The following is an 18,650-nucleotide window of genomic DNA, read 5'->3' as shown; positions in this document are numbered from 1 at the left end:
GTACGCCGAAGGGCGCCGTCCGCGTGGACGGCGCCCTTCGGCGTACTGCCGCGTGCCCGGTCAGCCCTCGTACGCGGCGATGTCCTTGACCACGGCGAAGCCGAGGCCGTACGCGCTCATGCCCCGGCCGTACGCGCCGACGTGGACGCCCGCCTGGGTGGAGCCGGCCAGCACCCAGCCGTACTCGGACTCCCGGTAGTGGAACGACGTCGGTACGCCGTCCACGGGCAGCGACAGCGTCGACCAGTCCTCGCCGTCCAGGTCGTCCGCGAGGACCCAGGCGGTCTCGGTCTGCTGCTCCAGCCAGTCGTCGCGCAGGGAGTGGTCCATCTGGCCCGGCCAGGTGAAGGACAGCAGCCCCACACCGGCGAGCCAGGCGGCCGAGGAGACCGAGGTGGCCTCCAGCAGGCCGGTGCCGTCGGCGCTGCGACGGACCGGGTTGGCCGCCACGGTCACCACGACCGCGAACCTCTCCTTGGCGTCCTGGTCGCCTCCCGCCGCGAACTCGCTGCGGACGGACGGCTCGTCGCCGTGTCCGACCGATCCGTGCTCCACGGCCCCGTCGGCCGACAGGCCGACCTGCATCAGCCAGCGCGGCCCCGTGAAGGCCTCGTCCAGGCCGTACCACGGGAAGGGCGCGCGCAGGTAGCCGTCGATCGTACGCCGGGCGGAGGGGACTGGTTGTCCGTCCTCCGTGGCCGGCGCCTGCGCGACTGCCGAACTCGTCGTCTCCATGTGCCCGGACGCCTCCTCGCTCTCGTCGGACCGGGCGGCCCGCCCCCCTTCGGGCGTACTCGTCCGTTCCGCACAACAACTCGGCAGCATAACCACCCTGCCGCCACAGGCAGGGAAACCGCCCGGCGCGTGGGGCGTCCGGGCGCCCGGAACGGGCCCTGCGCAGCTCGGGTGGAGTATGAAACGCGTCACGTATACGCGGGCGCGCGCCGCGAGGAACTGCTCAGGTGGCGTCCATGTCGAAGGGCGGGCGGTCGTCTGCCGCCGGCTTCTCGGGCTTCTTGGTCATGTCCACCCGCCCGCCGGAGGACGCCGGGGCGGCCGGCGTGGCGGGCTCGGAGTCGCGGCCGTGGACGGCGTCCGCGACCTCGGCCATGTCCTTCTTCAGGTCGAAGCCGTTGCGGATCTCCTTCAGCCCCAGGTCGTCGTTGTCCAGCTGCTTGCGGATGAACGTCTTGGGGTTGAGGTCCTCGAACTCGAAGTCCTTGAACTCCGGGCCCAGTTCCTGCCGGATGTCCTGCTTGGCGCTCTCCGAGAAGTCCCGGATCTTCCGGATCGTGCGGGTGACGTCCTGGATGACCTTGGGGAGCTTGTCCGGACCGAAGACGAGCACGGCGAGGACGATGAGCGTCACCAGCTCGAGCGGTCCTATGTCATTGAACACCTGAAGCTCCTCGCGATGCCTTCGGCCCTCGGTGCCGGCCTGTGGTCTTCCGTGGTCCGGGCCGGGTCCACGGTACCCGGACCTCCCGCACGACCGGTACCGTGCGGGCCCCCGGTGGTGTCAGCCGCCGTCCGAGGAGCCGAGCACCAGGGACACCTTCCGCTCCTCGCCGCCGCGCTCCAAGGTCAGCTCCAGCCGGTCGCCGGGGCGGTGGGCGCGGGTCTTCACGATCAGTTCCTCGCCGGAGTGCACCGGCCGGCCGTCGACCTCGGTGATGACGTCGCCGGGCCGGATGCCCGCGTCGGCGCCGGGGCCGCCTGTGCTGACCGGGGGGCTGCCGTCGCTGCCCTCGGTGGCGACGCGCGCGCCGTCGCCGCTGTAGTCCATGTCGAGGGTGATGCCGATCACCGGGTGGGTGGCCTTCCCGGTGTTGATCAGCTCCTCGGCGACCCGCTTGCCCTGGTTGATCGGGATGGCGAAGCCGAGCCCTATGGAGCCGGACTGGCCGCCGTCCGGGACGAGACCGCCGTCGGCCGAGCGGATGGCCGAGTTGATGCCGACCACCCGCCCCTTGGTGTCGAGCAGCGGGCCACCGGAGTTGCCGGGGTTGATCGGCGCGTCGGTCTGCAGCGCGTCGACGTACGACACGTCGCTGCCGTCGCCCTTCTCGCCGCCCGCGGTGATGGGCCGCTCCCGGGCGCTGATGATGCCGGAGGTGACGGTGCCGGCCAGGTCGAAGGGGGCGCCGATGGCGACGACGGGGTCGCCGACCTGGACATTGTCCGAGTTGCCGAGCGGCAGGGGGCTGAGTCCGCGGACGCCCTTCACCCGGACGACGGCGAGGTCGTAGCCGCTGTCCCGGCCGACCACGGTCGCCTCGGCGGTGTCGCCGCTGTTGAACGTGACAGTGATGTCGCCGTTGTCCCCGGCGGGCCCGACGACGTGGTCGTTGGTGAGGATGTGGCCCCGCTGGTCCAGCACGAACCCGGTGCCGGTGCCGGCGCTGCCGCCACCGCTGACGTGCAGGGTGACGACGCTGGGCAGGGCCTGCGCGGCGATCCCGGCGACGCTGTCCGGGTCCCGGTCGGCGGACTCGACACCGGCCTGGGGCAGCTCCACGGTGCCCACACCGCCGTTGCGCTCCAGCTGCACGCCCACCACACCGCCCGCGACGCCGGACACGAGCGCGATCAGCAGGGCGATGCCGAGCGCGGCGCGCTTGCGCCGGCGCCGTCGCCGGTCGGCCTGCCACTCGGCGGGATCCGCCTGCTGCAGCGGCACGGCGGTCTCGGCGACCGCCCACGGGTCGTAGCGCGCCCAGGGCCCGGACGCGGGGGCGTCGGACGCGGGCGACGCCGTCTCGAAGGCGACGGGGGCTGCCGCGGGCGCGTCGGGCTGGGCAGGGACCCGGTGCTGCCCTGCGGGGGGCCCGTGCGGGGGCCCCTCCGGGGCGGTGGGGGGCGCCACCACGGCCATCCCGTGCGCGGGGGTGGTCGCCGGGTGCTGCACCGGCGGTGCGGGCGCCCAGGGCCCCGGCTCACCGTAGGGCGGGGTGCTGTAGGGATCGGGATCGTGCAGGGGCTTCGTCGCCTCGGCGGAGGCGGACGGCTGCGCCTCACCCCCCGGGGCGGGCACGCCGGGGGTGGGGGCGTCGGACACAGGATCCGGGGCGGCGGATGCGGCGGGCCGCGCGCCGGAGGCGGGAGCTCCGGCGCCCGCGGTCGCACCGTGCGCCGGAAGGCCGGCCGCGGCAGGCGCGCCGTGCGAGGCAGGCACAGCCGGGCCGGGGACGTCGGGCACGCCCCCGGGGGCGCCGGGGGTGGTGGCCGCGTCTGCGGCGGACGCCGGGCCGGTCCCGTCGAGCGGGCCGGCCGGTGCGGCGGGGACGTCGGAGACAGCCCCGTAAGAAGCGGCGTGCTGCTCCGTACCGGCCGCCGGCGCCGTCCCGGGGGTGTCCTCGGGGGGACGGGGGCGGTCCAGTTCGTAGTCGCCTTCGGCAACGGCGTGGGCGGACTGCTGTACGCGGTCCGGGCGGGCCAGTTCGAAGTCGCCGTCGGGTCCCTCGGACCGCGCGGTCGGCTCCTCCCCCGGTGTGCCCGGCTTCCCCTCGTTCATGCTCTCCCCACGGCTGGACCGGCACGGATCGTCGGCACCGTGCTCCGGTCCGCCCGTGCGGTGGAGCCCGGCTCGGCGCCCGTCCACACAGGACCCGGGCGCGCCACCCGGAATCTAATCAGGTTCGCGCGCCCCTGCGCAGGAGACGGGTCAGCGGACCGTCCCGGAGCTGTGCGTGGGCGCCGGGGCCGGTGAGGGAGCGGCGGTGACCAGGCCGGGGGCCTTGAGCCCGACGGCCGTGGCCCAGGCGCTCAGGCCGAGCGGCGGGGTGGCGTTCAGCGGCCGTATCAGCGGGGACATGGCCGTGGCACCGCCCTGCGGGGGCGCGGGGATGCCGGGCAGCAGCGGCGCGGCGACGCCGGTGGGGACGACGGGACCCGCCCCCAGACCGCTCTGGCCGCCCGCCACCTGCCCGAGCAGCGGGCCGACGCCCCGGCGCCGGGACTCGGGCGTCGTCGCCGCGCCCGCACCCTGGGTACGCATCGGGGTGACGTTGCTGCCCTTGCCCTGGCCGCGGGCCTCCGCGTCGGCGGGAGTCATGGTGGTGACGCCGCCGAGGGCGATCGCGGCCAGCGACACCGCGCCGGCGGCGACGAAGGCGAGCCGCATCCCGCGCGAGGACGGCCGGTCGGTGGCGTGGTGGTCGGCGAAATCGGATGCACCGGCTGCCGCGGCGGCGGCCGGCTGGTGCCGCCGCACCGGCGCGTAGGCGAACTCGAAGCGCTCGCCGCGCCGGGCGCCGAAGACCCCGGAGGACGAGCCGAACCGTCCGGAGGAACCGCCCGGCAGCGGGGAGCCGCCCAGCGGTGAACCGCCGTCGCCGAACCCGCCCCCGGCCGGCAGCCCTTGCAGGCGGGCCAGGAGGCTCTCGGAGGGCGGCGGCGGGGCGGCAGCCGCGAAGACGTTCTTCAGGCGGCGCTGTTCGTCCACCTCCGCCTTGCACTTGGCGCAGGTGGCGACATGCGCCAGCACGCGCTCACGCGCGTCATGACCGAGCTCTCCGTCCACCAGGGCGGAGAGTCGGTCTCCCAGGTGTTGCTCGGCGAGGTGTCCCTCGGAAGACTTCGGCAGTGAACTGCTCACGCGCTCGCGCCCCCTCCTCCCAGTGCGGGGACACGCGGCACGAACGAGGGGCGCTCAGCACGCGCCTTGGGCGAACGGTGCGCGAGAGCCTTGCGCAGCTGGGAACGGCCGCGGTGGATACGGGACCGCACGGTGCCGAGCTTGACGCCCAGGGTGGCCGCGATCTCCTCGTACGACAGCCCCTCGATGTCGCACAGCACGACGGCGGCGCGGAACTCGGGGGCGAGGGTGTCGAGGGCCTGCTGGACGTCGGCGTCGAAGTGCGCGTCGTTGAAGACCTGCTGGGGCGTGGGCTCCTTGCTGGCCAGTCGCTCGGCCGCGTCGTCGCCGAGCGCGTCGAAGCGGATGCGCTGCTTGCGGCGCACCATGTCCAGGAAGAGGTTGGTGGTGATGCGGTGCAGCCAGCCCTCGAAGGTGCCCGGCGTGTACGTCGACAGGGACCGGAAGACGCGGACGAACACCTCCTGGGTGAGGTCCTCCGCGTCGTGCTGGTTGCCGGTGAGGCGATAGGCGAGCCGGTACACCCTGCCGCTGTGCATGCTGACGATCTCCTCCCAGGTGGGCGGAGTCCACGCCTGCCCGTCCGCGTCGCCGGAGAAGGTCGCGGTCTGGGCCGGGTCGCCGGCGCGGTCATGGTCAGCAGCGGTGTTGTTCACGGATTTCGGCCTGCCCGCCGATCCGAGGAAGCGCCGCAGCACTCCTACGCGATCCACAGGCGCAGCCGCACCTCCCCTGTCGGCTCTGGTGGTGTCCAGTGGAGCCCCTACCATAGCCACCTCGCCCGTTAGCTCCGGATAAGCGGTTTTACGAGAATTTGATCTGGGCTGCCACAGCTCGTACGGCTGCGTCTGCGATTGCTCGGCGTCCGCGTCCATCCCCTCGCCCCCCTTCCCGGCACGCTCTCTTTCTTCTCCCTTTGAACGACTGGTCCCATCTGCGGGTTCCCGACGCCAACGGATACAGTCACGCCCAGGCAACCACGGGGACAGGAGAGGGTCATTACCGCCAACCGGCAGACGAGCTGGGCGTTCGCCGACGCCTATGTCGCCGAGGACGAGACGCTGCGCTGGGCCCGTGACCGGGCCGGCGAGGCCGGCCTGCGCTCGGTGTCGCCCGGCACGGGCGCGGCCCTCAGGTTGCTCGCCGCCAGCGTGGACGCCAAGGCGGTCGCGGAGATCGGCACCGGCTGCGGTGTCTCCGGGATCCATCTGCTGCACGGCATGCGCCCGGACGGGGTGCTCACCACGGTCGACCAGGAGCCGGAGCACCAGCAGTCGGCCCGCCAGGCGTTCCGTGAGGCCGGCTTCGCCGGGAACCGGGCCCGCTTCATCCCCGGCCCGGCGCTGGACGTCCTGCCCCGTCTCGCGGACTCCGGCTACGACCTGGTCTTCTGCGACGGCGACCGGCAGGAGTACCAGGACTATCTCGCTGAATCGTTGCGTCTGCTGCGCCCGGGAGGCCTGGTCGCCTTCGAAGGCGTCTTCGCGAACGGACGCACCATGGACTCCGGCCCCCAGCCCTCGGAGGTGCTGCGGCTGCGGGAGCTGGTGCGGACCGTTCGCGAGAGCCAGGATCTGGTGTCGTCGCTGCTGCCGGTGGGGGACGGTCTGCTGTGCGCCGTCAAACGGTGAGCGGCCGTGGAACGGTGCTCCTCTCACTCCCGGAGCGGTGACCGGCCGACGCCGGAATTCCCCCTGCGCCCGCGCAAACAGCCGCCCCGGCACCGCGTGCGGCACCGGGGCGACTGAAGGGGTATGGTCGCTTGCGCGTCAGCCGACGACCTTCTTGAGGGCGTCGCCGAGCGCGTCGGCCTCATCCGGGGTCAGCTCGACGACGAGCCGACCGCCGCCTTCGAGCGGAACGCGCATGACGATGCCCCGCCCCTCCTTGGTCACCTCGAGCGGGCCATCACCCGTCCGCGGCTTCATGGCCGCCATGCTCGTTCCCCTTCCTGAAACCCAGCTAAACCGTCTGAGCCGACGGCCCACTGAAGGGCACCTGCGGTCCTTGAAGCAGGACACACGCCACCGGCATCGAACACATTGCTTCCCAGCCATTATCCCGCATGGCAGGACCCGATGACCAACATCAGTAGGCATCGCTTGGGCAACGCACGCGAGCAAAACCACTCAATTCGGCGATGTGACTGCGATACTTCGCCGCCGCCCGGACTTTCGGTGCTCGGAAACGGGCGGCATTTCTTTGACGCAGGTCACACACGGGCCGTCCGCCTCGACCGGTGATCTGGGTCATGCTGTCCTCCATACGAGGATGTACTCACCAGTACGTCCCGAGCCGCACACGGAGGGATACGACCATGGCCGACACCGTGCTCTACGAGGTCAGCGACGGACTCGCGACGATCACGCTGAACCGCCCCGAGGCGATGAACGCGCTGAACGTCGCGGCGAAGGTCGCCCTCCGGGACGCGGTCCGGTCCGCCGCGGACGACGACGCCGTACGGGCCGTGCTGCTGACCGCGGCCGGGGACCGGGCGTTCTGCGTCGGGCAGGACCTCAAGGAGCACATCGGGCTGCTGGCCGCCGACCGGGAGAACGGCTCGGGGCAGACCATGTCCACGGTGCGCGAGCACTACAACCCGATCGTCAGGGCGATCGCCGGGGCGCCGAAGCCGGTGGTGGCGGCGGTGAACGGGGTCGCGGCGGGGGCCGGTTTCGGGTTCGCGCTGGCCGCGGACCACCGCATCGTCGCGGACACGGCGGCGTTCAACACCTCCTTCGCCGGTGTCGCGCTCACGGCCGACTCCGGCATCTCCTGGACGCTGCCGCGGGTGGTCGGTCCGAGCCGCGCCACCGACCTGCTGCTCTTCCCGCGCAGCGTCTCCGCGCAGGAGGCGTACGAGCTGGGCATCGCCAACCGGCTGGTGCCGGCGGCGGAGCTGCGCGCGGAGGCCGAGAAGACGGCCCGCGCGCTGGCCGAGGGGCCGACGGTGGCGTACGCGGCGCTGAAGGAGTCGGTGGCGTACGGGCTGAGCCACTCGCTGGAGGAACTGCTGGAGAAGGAGGACGAGTTGCAGGCTCGGGCGGGGTCCTCCGAGGATCACGCGATCGCTGTGCGGGCGTTCGTGAACAAGGAGAAGCCGAAGTATTTGGGGCGGTGAGGGGGCCTGCGGCACGCTTTTGGGTGGGGGTTCGCTGTGGCTGGGTGCGTTCCCCGCGCCCCTGAGAGGGGGGGTGGGGGCTGCGGCTCTGTTTTCGGGTGCGGGTTCGTGGGGGGCTTTCGCGCAGTTCCCCGCGCCCCTGGGGGGTGTTTCTCGCGTCGCTCATGTTCTTGCCGTGCAGGTTTTCAGGTGGTCGTTGACCAGGCCGCAGGCCTGCATCAGGGCGTATGCCGTGGTGGGGCCGACGAAGCGCAGGCCATGCTTCTTGAGGGCCTTGGACAGGGCCGTGGACTCCGGCGTCACCGCCGGGACGTCGGCGAGGGTGTCCGGCACCGGGCGGCCGGCCGGGTCGGGGGCGTGGGACCAGATCAGCGCGTCCAGCTCGCCCGGCGCCCACCCGGCCAGCTCGCGCGCGTTGGCCAGCGTGGCGTCGATCTTCGCGCGGTTGCGGATGATGCCGGTGTCGGCCAGCAGCCGCTCCCGGTCCGCGTCGGTGAACTCGGCGACCTCCGCGATCCGGAACCCGGCGAAGGCGGCGCGGAAGCCGGGGCGGCGGCGCAGGATGGTGATCCACGACAGCCCCGACTGGAAGGCCTCCAGGCTGAGTCGCTCGAAGAGGGCGTCGTCGCCGTGGACCGGACGGCCCCACTCCTCGTCGTGGTACGCCAGGTAGTCCGGGGCGGACAGCGCCCAGGGGCAGCGCGGAAGGCCGTCCGGGCCGACCGGCACCTCGCTCGCGGCGTCGCTCACCGCTGATCGCCCTCCGGGTGCGGGGCGGCCTTGTCCATCGCGACGTGCGCCGCGGCGGCCCGGGCGCCCGCCAGCGCGGACTCCAGGTCGGCGATCCGGGCGTCCCGCTCGGCGAGCTCCGCGCCGAGGCGGCCGAGGGCGTCGTCCACCTCCGCCATGCGGTAGCCGCGGGCGGCGAGCGGGAAGCGCAGGCTGTCGATGTCCGCGCGGTTGACCGGGCGGTCCGGCGGCAGGGAGTCCTGGAGGCGCTCCGGGGCCGCCTCGGGCAGCGGGGCGCTGTCGCCGCCGCCGACCACGGCCAGGGTCACCGCGGCCACCACGACGGCCAGCGCGACGACCAGGAACAGGAACATAACCATCGCCGGGGCCCCCACGGTCGGATGAGTCGGAGTCGGATGTGTGACTCCGATCGTGCCATGCGAGTCTGACAGTCGGGACCGCCGGGCGGACGGAGGCGGCCCGCACGGCAGGACGAGGAGAGGTCTCAAGGGGATGCTCAGGCTGGGCAGGCGGGAATTCGCACCGCACGAGCGGGTGATCATGGCGATCGTGAACCGGACCCCGGACTCCTTCTACGACCAGGGCGCCACCTTCCGCGACGAGCCGGCGCTCGCGCGCGTGGAGCAGGCGGTGGCCGAGGGCGCCGCGATCATCGACATCGGCGGGGTGAAGGCCGGGCCGGGCGAGGAGGTCACGGCCGAGGAGGAGGTGCGGCGGACCGTCGGTTTCGTCGCCGAGGTGCGCCGCCGCTTCCCGGACGTGGTGATCAGCGTGGACACCTGGCGGCACGAGGTCGGCGAGGCCGTCTGCGAGGCCGGCGCGGACGTGCTGAACGACGCGTGGGGCGGGGTCGATCCGCGTCTGGCGGAGGTCGCAGCGCGGTACGGCGCGGGGCTGGTGTGCACCCACGCGGGCGGCGCGGAGCCGCGGACCCGGCCGCACCGGGTGACGTACGACGACATCATGGCGGACATCCTCGACGTGACCGTGGGCCTGGCCGAACGGGCGGTGTCCCTGGGGGTGCCGCGGGAGTCGGTGATGATCGATCCGGGGCACGACTTCGGGAAGAACACCCGGCACAGCCTGGAGGCGACCCGGCGGCTGGGCGAGATGGTGGCCACCGGCTGGCCGGTGCTGGTGTCGCTGTCCAACAAGGACTTCGTCGGCGAGACGCTGGACCGCCCGGTGAAGGAGCGGGTGGTGGGGACGCTCGCGACGACGGCGGTGTCGGCGTGGCTCGGGGCCCAGGTGTACCGGGTGCACGAGGTCGCCGAGACGCGGCAGGTGCTGGACATGGTGTCGTCCATCGCCGGGGACCGGGAGCCGGCGGTGGCGCGGCGGGGCCTGGCGTAGACGGCACGGCGGGCCGCTGCGGGGGCGGCGGGGTCGTGGCCCCGGCCGCCCCGTAGGGGTCCCGGAGCCCTAGCGGCCCGCTTCCTTCGAGACCAGGGCGACCGCCTCGTCCACGTCGTCCGTGACGTGGAACAGGAGCAGGTCCTTCTCGGCCGCCTTGCCCTGGGCGATCACCGTCTTGCGCAGCCAGTCGACGAGGCCGCCCCAGTACTCCGTGCCGAACAGCACGATGGGGAACTGCGTGACCTTCTGGGTCTGCACCAGGGTCAGGGCCTCGAAGAGCTCGTCGAGGGTGCCGAGGCCGCCGGGCAGGACCACGAAGCCCTGCGCGTACTTGACGAACATCATCTTCCGGACGAAGAAGTACCGGAAGTTCAGGCCGATGTCGACGTAGCGGTTCAGGCCCTGCTCGAAGGGCAGCTCGATGCCGAGGCCGACCGAGACGCCGTCGGCCTCCAGGGCGCCCTTGTTGGCTGCCTCCATGGCGCCCGGGCCGCCGCCGGTGATGACGGCGAAGCCCGCCTCGACCAGGCCGCGGCCGAGCCGCACCCCGGCCTCGTACTCGGGCGAGTCCGCAGGGGTGCGGGCGGAGCCGAAGACGCTGATCGCGGGCGGCAGTTCGGCCAGGGTGCCGAAGCCCTCGATGAACTCCGACTGGATGCGCAGCACCCGCCAGGGGTCGGTGTGCACCCAGTCGCTCGGCGCGCGCTCGTCCAGCAGCCGCTGGTCGGTGGTGCTGGAGTCCACCTGACCGCGCCGGCGGAGGACCGGCCCCAGGCGCTTCTCCTCCGGCGGCTGCCGCTTCCCCTCAGGGTTGCCCGTAGCCATGTGCGCTCCCTCCGTTTGCCAGGTCTTACCGCCTCAGCGTAGATCTACGCGGGTTACATGCGGGGGACGTCAGCATGTCCACGGGAGAGCGTTCCAAACGCGACGCCGCCCGTGCGGGTGTCAGGCGGTCAGCCAGGACCGCAGCCGCTCCTCGCCCGCGAGGATCTTGGCGGTGTCGACGCGCTCGTCGCGCTTGTGGGCCAGGTGGGGGTTGCCGGGGCCGTAGTTCACGGCGGGGACGCCCAGCGCGGAGAAGCGGGAGACGTCGGTCCAGCCGTACTTGGGCTGCGGGGTGCCGCCCACCGCTTCGATGAAGGCGGCGGCGGCCGGGTGGGACAGGCCGGGCAGGGCCGCGCCGCTGTGGTCGTCGACGACGAACTCGGTCACGCCGCAGTCCGCGAAGACCTCCCGGACGTGCGCCAGGGCCTCCTCCTCGCTGCGGTCGGGGGCGTAGCGGAAGTTCACCGTGACGACGCACTCGTCGGGGATGACGTTGCCGGCCACGCCTCCGGAGATGCCGACCGCGTTGAGGCCCTCGCGGTACTCCAGGCCGTCGATGACCGGCCACCGGGGTTCGTAGGAGGCCAGGCGGGCGAGGATCGGCGCGGCGGCGTGGATGGCGTTGGAGCCCATCCAGCCGCGCGCGGAGTGGGCGCGCTCGCCGGAGGTCTTCAGCAGCACCCGCAGGGTGCCCTGGCAGCCGCCCTCGACCTGGCCGTCGGAGGGCTCGAGGAGCACCGCGAAGTCGCCCTCCAGCCAGTCGGGGTGCGCCTCGGCGACGTGCTTCAGGCCGTTGAGGTCGGCGGCGACCTCCTCGTTGTCGTAGAAGACGAAGGTGAGGTCGCGGTTGGGCTCGGGGACGGTGGCCGCGATGCGCAGCTGGACGGCCACGCCCGCCTTCATGTCGCAGGTGCCGCAGCCCCACAGGACGCCGTCCTCGTCGAGGCGCGAGGGGACGTTGTCCGCGATCGGGACCGTGTCGATGTGGCCGGCGAGGATCACCCGCTCCGCGCGGCCCAGCCGGGTGCGGGCCACCACGTTGTTGCCGTGCCGGTCGACCAAGAGGTGCGGCAGTGTGCGCAGGGCCGCCTCGACGGCGTCCGCGAGCGGTTTCTCCGTGCCGCTCTCGGAGGGGAAGTCGACGAGCTGCGCGGTCAGGCGTGCGGCGTCCAGCGTGAGGTCAAGCGGGGTGTCGGCCATGCCGTCGACCCTAGCGCGGAGGGGCTTGGGCCCACTGTCCGCACTGGGCTCACACGCGAACGTACTCTCCAGTACCTTGTACGCGTGCCAGAGCCGTCCCCCTCTCTCAAGCGCAAGCGCCGTGGCCGTCTGCTCCGCTGCGGCGCGGCCTTCGCGGTGCTGTCAGCGGTCGCCGGGTACGTCGTGGCGCAGTACGTCACCGGAGGCACCGGCGGCCCGGGCTGCAAGGTCGTGTCCGGCAAGGGCGACGGGGCGACGTACGAGTTCACACCCGAGCAGGCGGTGAACGCGGCGACGATCAGTGCCGTGGGCACCGCGCGTGACCTGCCCGAGCGGGCCGTGACGATCGCGCTGGCGACCGCGCTGCAGGAGTCGTCGCTGCGCAACATCGACTTCGGGGACCGTGACTCGCTGGGGCTGTTCCAGCAGCGTCCCTCGCAGGGCTGGGGCACGCCGAAGCAGATCATGGACCCGGCGTACGCGTCGGAGAAGTTCTACGCGCACCTGGAGAAGGTGCCGGGCTACACGCGGCTGCCGCTGACCGTCGCCGCGCAGAAGGTGCAGCGCAGCGGCTTCCCGCAGGCGTACGCCAAGCACGAGCCGGACGCGACGCTGCTGGCGGCCGCCCTCACCGGGCGCTCCGGGGCGACGCTGACCTGCGAGGGCCGGCCGGCGGCCACCCGGGCGGGCGGCGCGGACGCGGTGCGGGCCGCGCTGGCCCGGGATTTCGGGCGGGACGTGCTGGAGCCGGCCGGCGCCGAGGTGGGCGACGACGCCGAGGGGCGGTCGCGCTCGACGCCCTCCCCGTCCGCGGAGGCGGCGGGTGACGGGTCCGGCGGGCGGACCGTGACGCTTCCCGTCACCGCCGTCTCCGGCGACCGGCGGGACGCAGGTGAGCGGGGGTGGCAGCTGGCCCACTGGGCCGTGGCCAACGCCTCCGAGCTGCACATACGGAGTGTGTCGTACGCCGGGCGGGAGTGGGTCGCCGGGCACACGGACAGCCAGTGGCGGACGCTGGACGGCAAGGGGTCCGCGGGCGCGGACGGCGGCGCGGACGCGGTCCGGATCACCACCGGCGAGTAGCACGGGGCGGGCTTCGCACGGAAGGGCGCGGCGGCCCGCGCAGGTGTGCGGACGTGCCCCCGCGCAGGAGTGCGGGAGATCACCCGCAGGCGTTGAACCCGGCCGACAATGCGCCGCATTGCCGACTCTTTGCCCGGCGCCTCCGCAACTTTCGGGGCGGTCGCGCGGTAGTCACTGCGTCCGAGCCCGGCGACAGGCGGTCGACAGCCAGTGGGTCGTCACCGGGCGGCCGGACCTCATCGTTCTCTGCCGTCGAAGGAGCACCATGTCCCTCCCCCTGACCCGTCGGATCGCCCGTGCCGCGCTGATCGTCGCTGCGGGAGCGGCCGCCGGGGTCGGTGCCGCCGGTTCCGCGAGCGCGGCGCCGGCGCTGCCGGCCGCCCCGAACCTCGGGCTGAACGCCCTGGACGGTGCGCCGGGCAAGACCGTGGACAACGTGACGAAGGGTGTCGGCAAGACCGCCCCCGACGCGACCGAGGTGGCGCCGGCCGCGGGCACGACCGTGAAGAAGGCCGTGCCGGTGGTCAAGGAACTGCCGACCGACTCCCTCGCGAAGGGCGGCGCGGCGAAGAAGCTGCCGGTGCAGGGCCTGCCCATCGGCTGACCCCACCGCCGAGGGGCGCACCCAGCGAAGACGACGGGGCCCGGGGAGTTCTTCCCCGGGCCCCGTCGTCATGCGCCGCCGCGTCGGCGGACGCGGTGTGTCAGGAGGTCAGGCGGGTGACCGCCGACCGGATGCGTTCGTCCGTCGCGGTCAGGGCGACGCGGACGAAGCGGTCGCCGGCCGGGCCGTAGAAGTCGCCGGGGGCGACCAGGATGCCGCGGTCGGCGAAGTGGGCGACGGTGTCCCAGCAGGACTCGCCGCGCGTGGCCCACAGGTACAGGCCGGCCTCGCTGTGCTCGATGCGGAAGCCGTGGGCGAGCAGGGCCCCGCGCAGGGCCGTGCGGCGGGCCGCGTACCGCTCGCGCTGGACGCGGACGTGCTCGTCGTCGCCGAGGGCCGCCACCACCGCCGCCTGGGTCGGGGCCGGCGTCATCATCCCGCCGTGCTTGCGGATCTCCAGCAGCGGGCCGAGCACCGCCGGGTCGCCGGCCAGGAACGCGGCGCGGTAACCGGCCAGGTTGGACCGCTTGGAGAGCGAGTGGACGGCGACGACGCCGTCGTAGGAGCCGCCGTTGACGTCCGGATGGAGCACCGAGACGGGGTCGGCCTCCCAGCCCAGCTCGAGGTAGCACTCGTCGGAGAGGACCAGGACGCCGTGCTCGCGGGCCCAGGTGACGATCCTCGTCAGCTCCTCCTTGGGCAGTACCCCGCCCGTCGGGTTGGACGGCGAGTTGAGCCACAGCAGCTTCAGCCGCGAGGGGTCCAGCTCGGTCGGGTCGCCGTACGCCACGTACTCCGCGCGGGCCAGACGGGCGCCGACCTCGTACGTCGGGTAGGCCAGGCGCGGGTAGGCGACCTGGTCGCCGGGGCCGAGGCCCAGCTGGGTGGGGAGCCAGGCGACGAGTTCCTTGGAGCCGACGACCGGCAGCACGTGCCGGTGGGTCACGTCGCGGGCGCCCAGCCGGTGTTCCACCCAGCGGGTGATCGCGTCCCGCAGTTCCGGGGTGCCCCACACCGTGGGATAGCCCGGCGAGTCCGCCGCCGCGATCAGCGCCTTCTGGATGTGCTCGGGCACCGGGTCGACGGGCGTGCCGACCGAGAGGTCGACGATGCCGTCGGGGTGCGCGGCGGCCGTCTTCTTGTACGGCTCCAGCTTGTCCCAGGGGAAGGCGGGCAGCCGGTCGGAGACTGCGGACACGGGCGGGGGCTCACTTTCTGGTTCGGGGAACGCCTCGGTCCCGTACGGCGGGCGGGGCCGTACGGGACCGGGGGCGACGCGTCGGTGCGGGGCCGATGCGGGACGGCTACGCCTGCGGCGGCAGCGCGGCGATGAACGGGTGGTCCCGCTCGATCAGACCGAGCTTGCTGGCGCCGCCGGGGGAGCCGAGCTCGTCGAAGAACTCGACGTTCGCCTTGTAGTAGTCCTTCCACTCCTCCGGAGTGTCGTCCTCGTAGAAGATCGCCTCGACCGGGCAGACCGGTTCACAGGCGCCGCAGTCGACGCATTCGTCCGGGTGGATGTACAAGGACCGCTGGCCCTCGTAGATGCAGTCGACCGGGCACTCCTCGATGCACGCCTTGTCCTTGACGTCGACACAAGGCTGCGCGATGACGTAGGTCACGCTGTCGTTCCTCCTCGATAGGGCGCTGGCGGGCCTCCTCAGGCTCCGCCGCCTGGCGCGCGGGAGCGCGGCGTCGTCGATGCCCGCCCCTAGTATCTCCGTTCCGGAGCATGATCCGAACAGGAGGGGTGAACTGACCTGTGGAAATCTCAGCCGCCGGGCGCCTCGAGGTCCGTATCACCACTGCTGACGTGGGGAAACGGGTCTCCGTACGGAGCTTGATCGAACATGGTCCTTCGGGTGAGAAGTTCGGCGACACGGTCGGCGTTCTCACATCATGGGACAACGGTGTGTTGCGGATCACAAGGAAGACCGGGGAAAGTGTCCGCGTCGCCGAGTCCGCGCTGGTCGCGGGCAAGGTCGTGCCGGCCGCCCCGGCGCGTCGGCGCGGGCCCGCCGCGTCCTACGAGGAGCTGGCGCGGATCGCCGCGCGGGGCTGGCGGCCGGTGGAGAGCGAGCGGCTCGGCGGATGGGAGCTGCGGGCCGCGGGCGGGTTCACCCGGCGGGCCAACTCCGTGCTGCCGCTGGACGACCCCGGGATGGAGCTCGACGACGCGCTGACGGCCGTACGCCGCTGGTACGCGGCCCGCGGGCTGCCGGCGTACGTCCAGACCGCCACGGGCGCCGAGGGCACGCAGGAGCTGCTGTGCGCGGAGCTGGAGCGGCGCGGGTGGGTCCGTGAGGTGACCGCCGAGCTGTGGACGGGGGCGCTCGCCCCGGTCGCGGACCTGGGTGACCCGTCGTCCGCGGTGCTGCTGTCGCGGGAGGCGGACGAGGCGTGGCTGTCCCGGTACCGGCGCAAGGGCGTGGGCGAGGTGGCCCTGCGGGTGCTGGGCGGGGGTTCCCCGGGCGCGCCGGCCGGGGGTCCGGGTGAGCCGTCGGTGTGGTTCGCGACGGTGCCGGGCGATCCGGGCGCGGCGGCGCCGGCCGCCATCGGGCGGTGCGTCGTGGACGGCCGGTGGGCCGGGTTCGCGGCGGTCGAGGTGGATCCGGCGCAACGGCGGCGGGGGCTGGCCACGGCCGTGATGGTGGCGCTGGCCCGCCGGGCGCTGGAGGAGGGCGCGTCGGCGGCCTGGCTCCAGGTCGAGGTGGACAACGAAGGCGCGCGGGCGCTGTACGGCCGTATGGGCTTCGCCCCGCACCACGCGTACCACCACTACCGCGAGCCGCGGACGTCTCCCGCGCAATCGTCGGCTCCGGCAGGTGACGGAGCGCTGTGAGCGGGCACGAACCGGGTATGCGCTCCCCTTGGCCCCCACCGCCCGGACGCTCCGCCGAACTGCGCCGGCGGTTCGCCGAGGAGGCCCGCAGCGAGCGGCCCGGCCTGTCCGCGCTCTGCCTGCTGGTGGGCGCGGAGGGCGACGGCACGCTCGACGAGGCGGGCATGGACGCGGTGGAGATCGAACTCGACCGGCTGGCCGGCGAGCTGCCGCACCGGCCCGGTTCGCCGCGCGCGTGGGCGCTGGCGCTGCGGGACCTGCTGGGTGAGCGGTACGGCTTCCACGGCGTCCCGGACGACTACCGGCGGCTGGAGTCCTCGCTCCTGCACGCGGTGCTGCGGCGGCGGCGCGGGCTGCCGATCCTGCTGTCCGTGGTGTGGATCGAGGTGGCCCGGCGGGCGGGCGCGCCCGTGTACGGCGTGGCGCTGCCCGGGCATTTCGTCGTCGGCTTCGGGGACCGCGAGGGGCCGGGCGCCGGACAGGTGCTGGCCGATCCGTTCGACGGGGGCCGGGTGCTGACCGGGGCGGACGCGGAGCTGCTGGTCGCCGGTGTCACCGGGGGCCCTCTGGAGGCGTCCATGCTGACGCCGGCGGGGACGCTGGAGGTGGTCGCGCGCGTCCTGAACAACGTACGGGCGTGGGCGGCGACCCGTCCCGAGCGGACCGACGTGGCGCTGTGGGCCCTGGATCTCGCCCTGCTCCTCCCGTCCCGGCCCGCCCGCCTGCGTTACGAGCGGGCGCAGCTTCTCGTGCGGCGCGGCGAGTTCACGGCGGGCGCGGCGGAGCTGGAGGCGTACGCGGAGGTCGTCGCCGCGGTGGATCCACCGGCCGCCGCCCGCGTCCGCGGCGAGGCCCACGCCGCCCGCGCCCTCCTCAACTGACCCCCGGCCGGCCCGCCGGCCGGGGCACCCTCACCGCAGCGCCGCCACGGTCCCGGACCGGACCACCGCACCTGCCCGCACGCCCCGTCCTCCGAGGCCCGACGTGCGCCCGCTACAGCCACCCCTTGTCGCGTGTCAGGTCGCTGTCCCCGGCGGTGGCCAGGGCGAAGCGGAGCCGCTGGGCCTGTCCCCCGGACAGCTTGTCGGCCCTGCGGCCGGCGATCCCGGTGAGTCCGGCGCGGGCGAGGACGTCGGGGACGGGGTGCGGCCTGGGGTGGAGTCCGCAGGCGAGTCCCACCAGTTCGACGACGGTGACCTCGCCCATCAGCCCGCCGCTCTGCAGCATGGCCCCGACGCGTCCGGCGACGATCGCCTCGCGCGGGCCGGTGCCGCAGACGGTGACCGTGCCGCTGTCGGGGCGCTTGAGGCCGAGCAGCAGGTCGAGGGTGGTGGACTTGCCGGCGCCGTTCGGGCCGAGGAGCGCCACGGTCTCCCCGGCGCGCAGGGTGAGGGTCACGTCGTCCACGGCCCGGACGTCGCCGTATCTCTTGGTCACCCGGTCGAACACGACCGCCTCTGTCGTCGTCATGCGCCCATCGTGGCCGCCGGGGGCGGACGCCCGGCAGTGTCGGCGGTCGTGACCCGGGGATGACAGATGTGGTGCCGCACGCCCGGACGGGACTTGGCGCGGACCGCACGGCCCGGACGGGCACGGCGCACGGCGCACGGCACCGGGAAGGCCGGCGCCATCTGCCCTTTTGACATAGGTATGACGAGATATTCGACGTGGCCGGCGTCGTCGTGCTCGCCGCGGGTCTGCTCGCGCTGGTCTTCGGCATCGTCAAGGGTGAGACCTGGGGCTGGGCCTCCGCGGGCACCCTCGGCGCGATCGCCGCCGGTGTCGTCCTGCTGGTGGTGTTCGGCTGGTACGAGACCCGGCAGGAGCACCCGCTGCTGCCCATGCGGCTGTTCCGCGACCGGTCGCTGACCACCGGTTCCGTGATGACCGCGCTGAACTTCTTCGTGATGCTCGGCGGGATCTTCTTCATCATGCTGTACCTGCAGAACGTCCGCGGCTACACGCCCGTCGAGGCCGGCATCAGCACGCTGCCGCTGTCGCTCGCCTCACTGGTGGCCTCGCCGCTCGGCTCGCAGCTGACCGGCCGCTTCGGCCCGCGGTTCACCATCCCGCTGGGCCTGGTCCTGTCGGCCGCCGCCCTGTTCGGCATGCTCACCTGGTCCACCGACTCCTCCTACGCCACCATGTGGCCGCCCTACGTCGCGCTGGGCCTGGGTGTCGGCATCGTGCTGCCCGCGACCGCCGCCGCGATCATCGGTAACGCACCGGTCCGGGACGGCGGTGTGGCGTCCGGACTGCAGTCCACGATGCT

Annotated in this window: 20 protein-coding genes and 2 pseudogenes; 8 read left to right on the top strand and 14 right to left on the bottom strand. The window is 73.4% G+C overall.

What is annotated here, in order from left to right:
* Window positions 1-60: 60 nt before the first annotated feature.
* From B100_RS0110215 to sigE, 5 genes are all read right to left on the bottom strand, one after another.
* Window positions 61-735 carry a hypothetical protein gene (locus tag B100_RS0110215; protein ID WP_024884339.1) on the bottom strand — a complete coding sequence of 225 codons (675 nt, stop codon included), beginning with the start codon at window positions 733-735 and terminating at the stop codon, window positions 61-63.
* Between the two features lie 223 nt (window positions 736-958).
* Window positions 959-1,399, bottom strand: a complete 441-nt coding sequence (locus B100_RS0110210; RefSeq protein WP_024884338.1) for a sec-independent translocase — start codon at window positions 1,397-1,399, stop codon at window positions 959-961.
* 120 nt (window positions 1,400-1,519) lie between these two features.
* Window positions 1,520-3,514: a trypsin-like peptidase domain-containing protein gene (locus B100_RS0110205; RefSeq protein WP_024884337.1), complete on the bottom strand. Its 1,995-nt coding sequence runs from the start codon at window positions 3,512-3,514 to the stop codon at window positions 1,520-1,522.
* A 150-nt stretch (window positions 3,515-3,664) separates the two neighbouring features.
* Entirely contained in the window at window positions 3,665-4,597 is a 933-nt protein-coding gene (locus B100_RS0110200) for a zf-HC2 domain-containing protein (RefSeq protein ID WP_024884336.1), read from the bottom strand.
* A complete protein-coding gene (sigE, locus tag B100_RS0110195; RefSeq protein WP_024884335.1) occupies window positions 4,594-5,253 on the bottom strand; it encodes an RNA polymerase sigma factor SigE in 660 nt (219 codons plus the stop codon). The genes B100_RS0110200 and sigE overlap by 4 nt, the downstream gene beginning before the upstream one ends.
* 276 nt (window positions 5,254-5,529) lie before the next feature.
* Between sigE and B100_RS0110190 the strand changes: the two genes are divergently transcribed.
* Window positions 5,530-6,228, top strand: a complete 699-nt coding sequence (locus B100_RS0110190; protein WP_078540817.1) for an O-methyltransferase — start codon at window positions 5,530-5,532, stop codon at window positions 6,226-6,228.
* A gap of 138 nt (window positions 6,229-6,366) precedes the next feature.
* Here the strand turns inward: B100_RS0110190 and B100_RS35415 are convergent, their stop codons facing one another.
* Window positions 6,367-6,534 carry a DUF3117 domain-containing protein gene (locus B100_RS35415; RefSeq protein ID WP_003966491.1) on the bottom strand — a complete coding sequence of 56 codons (168 nt, stop codon included), beginning with the start codon at window positions 6,532-6,534 and terminating at the stop codon, window positions 6,367-6,369.
* Window positions 6,535-6,685: 151 nt separating this feature from the next.
* Entirely contained in the window at window positions 6,686-6,850 is a 165-nt protein-coding gene (locus tag B100_RS36940; RefSeq protein WP_158686710.1) for a hypothetical protein, read from the bottom strand.
* A 64-nt stretch (window positions 6,851-6,914) separates the two neighbouring features.
* Between B100_RS36940 and chcB the strand changes: the two genes are divergently transcribed.
* Complete coding sequence (gene chcB / locus B100_RS0110180) at window positions 6,915-7,718, top strand: 2-cyclohexenylcarbonyl CoA isomerase (protein ID WP_024884333.1); 804 nt, start codon at window positions 6,915-6,917, stop codon at window positions 7,716-7,718.
* Between the two features lie 162 nt (window positions 7,719-7,880).
* On the opposite strand, the gene B100_RS0110175 is transcribed toward chcB, so the two are convergent.
* Window positions 7,881-8,468: a DNA-3-methyladenine glycosylase I gene (locus B100_RS0110175; RefSeq protein ID WP_024884332.1), complete on the bottom strand. Its 588-nt coding sequence runs from the start codon at window positions 8,466-8,468 to the stop codon at window positions 7,881-7,883.
* On the bottom strand, window positions 8,465-8,827 hold the full coding sequence (locus B100_RS0110170) for a DivIVA domain-containing protein (RefSeq protein ID WP_024884331.1): 363 nt from the start codon (window positions 8,825-8,827) through the stop codon (window positions 8,465-8,467). Before B100_RS0110170 ends, B100_RS0110175 begins: the two co-directional genes overlap by 4 nt.
* A 133-nt stretch (window positions 8,828-8,960) precedes the next feature.
* Between B100_RS0110170 and folP the strand changes: the two genes are divergently transcribed.
* The gene (gene folP, locus B100_RS0110165) at window positions 8,961-9,821 is read left to right on the top strand and encodes a dihydropteroate synthase (protein WP_024884330.1); all 861 of its coding nucleotides are present in this window, start codon (window positions 8,961-8,963) and stop codon (window positions 9,819-9,821) included.
* Between the two features lie 69 nt (window positions 9,822-9,890).
* Here folP and B100_RS0110160 read toward each other — a convergent pair whose 3' ends face one another.
* Window positions 9,891-10,649, bottom strand: a complete 759-nt coding sequence (locus B100_RS0110160; protein WP_024884329.1) for an LOG family protein — start codon at window positions 10,647-10,649, stop codon at window positions 9,891-9,893.
* A gap of 120 nt (window positions 10,650-10,769) precedes the next feature.
* Window positions 10,770-11,849 carry a succinyl-diaminopimelate desuccinylase gene (dapE, locus tag B100_RS0110155; RefSeq protein ID WP_024884328.1) on the bottom strand — a complete coding sequence of 360 codons (1,080 nt, stop codon included), beginning with the start codon at window positions 11,847-11,849 and terminating at the stop codon, window positions 10,770-10,772.
* An 84-nt stretch (window positions 11,850-11,933) separates the two neighbouring features.
* Between dapE and B100_RS0110150 the strand changes: the two genes are divergently transcribed.
* Together B100_RS0110150 and B100_RS0110145 are read left to right on the top strand one after the other, a co-directional pair.
* A complete protein-coding gene (locus tag B100_RS0110150; RefSeq protein WP_199785228.1) occupies window positions 11,934-12,932 on the top strand; it encodes a VldE C-terminal domain-containing protein in 999 nt (332 codons plus the stop codon).
* Between the two features lie 265 nt (window positions 12,933-13,197).
* Window positions 13,198-13,536: a hypothetical protein gene (locus B100_RS0110145; protein ID WP_024884326.1), complete on the top strand. Its 339-nt coding sequence runs from the start codon at window positions 13,198-13,200 to the stop codon at window positions 13,534-13,536.
* 100 nt (window positions 13,537-13,636) lie between these two features.
* On the opposite strand, the gene B100_RS0110140 is transcribed toward B100_RS0110145, so the two are convergent.
* Both B100_RS0110140 and fdxA read right to left on the bottom strand, forming a co-directional pair.
* Window positions 13,637-14,734 (bottom strand): bifunctional succinyldiaminopimelate transaminase/glutamate-prephenate aminotransferase, encoded by a 1,098-nt coding sequence (locus B100_RS0110140; protein WP_024884325.1) that lies wholly within the window; start codon window positions 14,732-14,734, stop codon window positions 13,637-13,639.
* 106 nt (window positions 14,735-14,840) lie between these two features.
* Window positions 14,841-15,158, bottom strand: a complete 318-nt coding sequence (gene fdxA, locus B100_RS0110135) for a ferredoxin (protein WP_004926152.1) — start codon at window positions 15,156-15,158, stop codon at window positions 14,841-14,843.
* A gap of 140 nt (window positions 15,159-15,298) precedes the next feature.
* Between fdxA and B100_RS0110130 the strand changes: the two genes are divergently transcribed.
* Both B100_RS0110130 and B100_RS0110125 read left to right on the top strand, forming a co-directional pair.
* Entirely contained in the window at window positions 15,299-16,378 is a 1,080-nt protein-coding gene (locus B100_RS0110130; RefSeq protein WP_024884324.1) for a GNAT family N-acetyltransferase, read from the top strand.
* Between the two features lie 17 nt (window positions 16,379-16,395).
* Window positions 16,396-17,259 (top strand): transglutaminase-like domain-containing protein, encoded by an 864-nt coding sequence (locus B100_RS0110125; protein ID WP_037722573.1) that lies wholly within the window; start codon window positions 16,396-16,398, stop codon window positions 17,257-17,259.
* A gap of 136 nt (window positions 17,260-17,395) precedes the next feature.
* On the opposite strand, the pseudogene B100_RS0110120 reads toward B100_RS0110125, so the two are convergent.
* Window positions 17,396-17,848, bottom strand: a pseudogene (locus B100_RS0110120) (ATP-binding cassette domain-containing protein); the annotation flags it as partial.
* Between the two features lie 185 nt (window positions 17,849-18,033).
* Here B100_RS0110120 and B100_RS0110115 point away from each other — a divergent pair.
* A pseudogene (locus tag B100_RS0110115) lies at window positions 18,034-18,650 on the top strand (MFS transporter); the annotation flags it as partial.

The organism is Streptomyces sp. CNH189, from assembly GCF_000527195.1.
The sequence above is the reverse complement of the archived record's forward strand: the minus strand, read 5'-3'. Positions and strand labels throughout refer to the sequence as shown.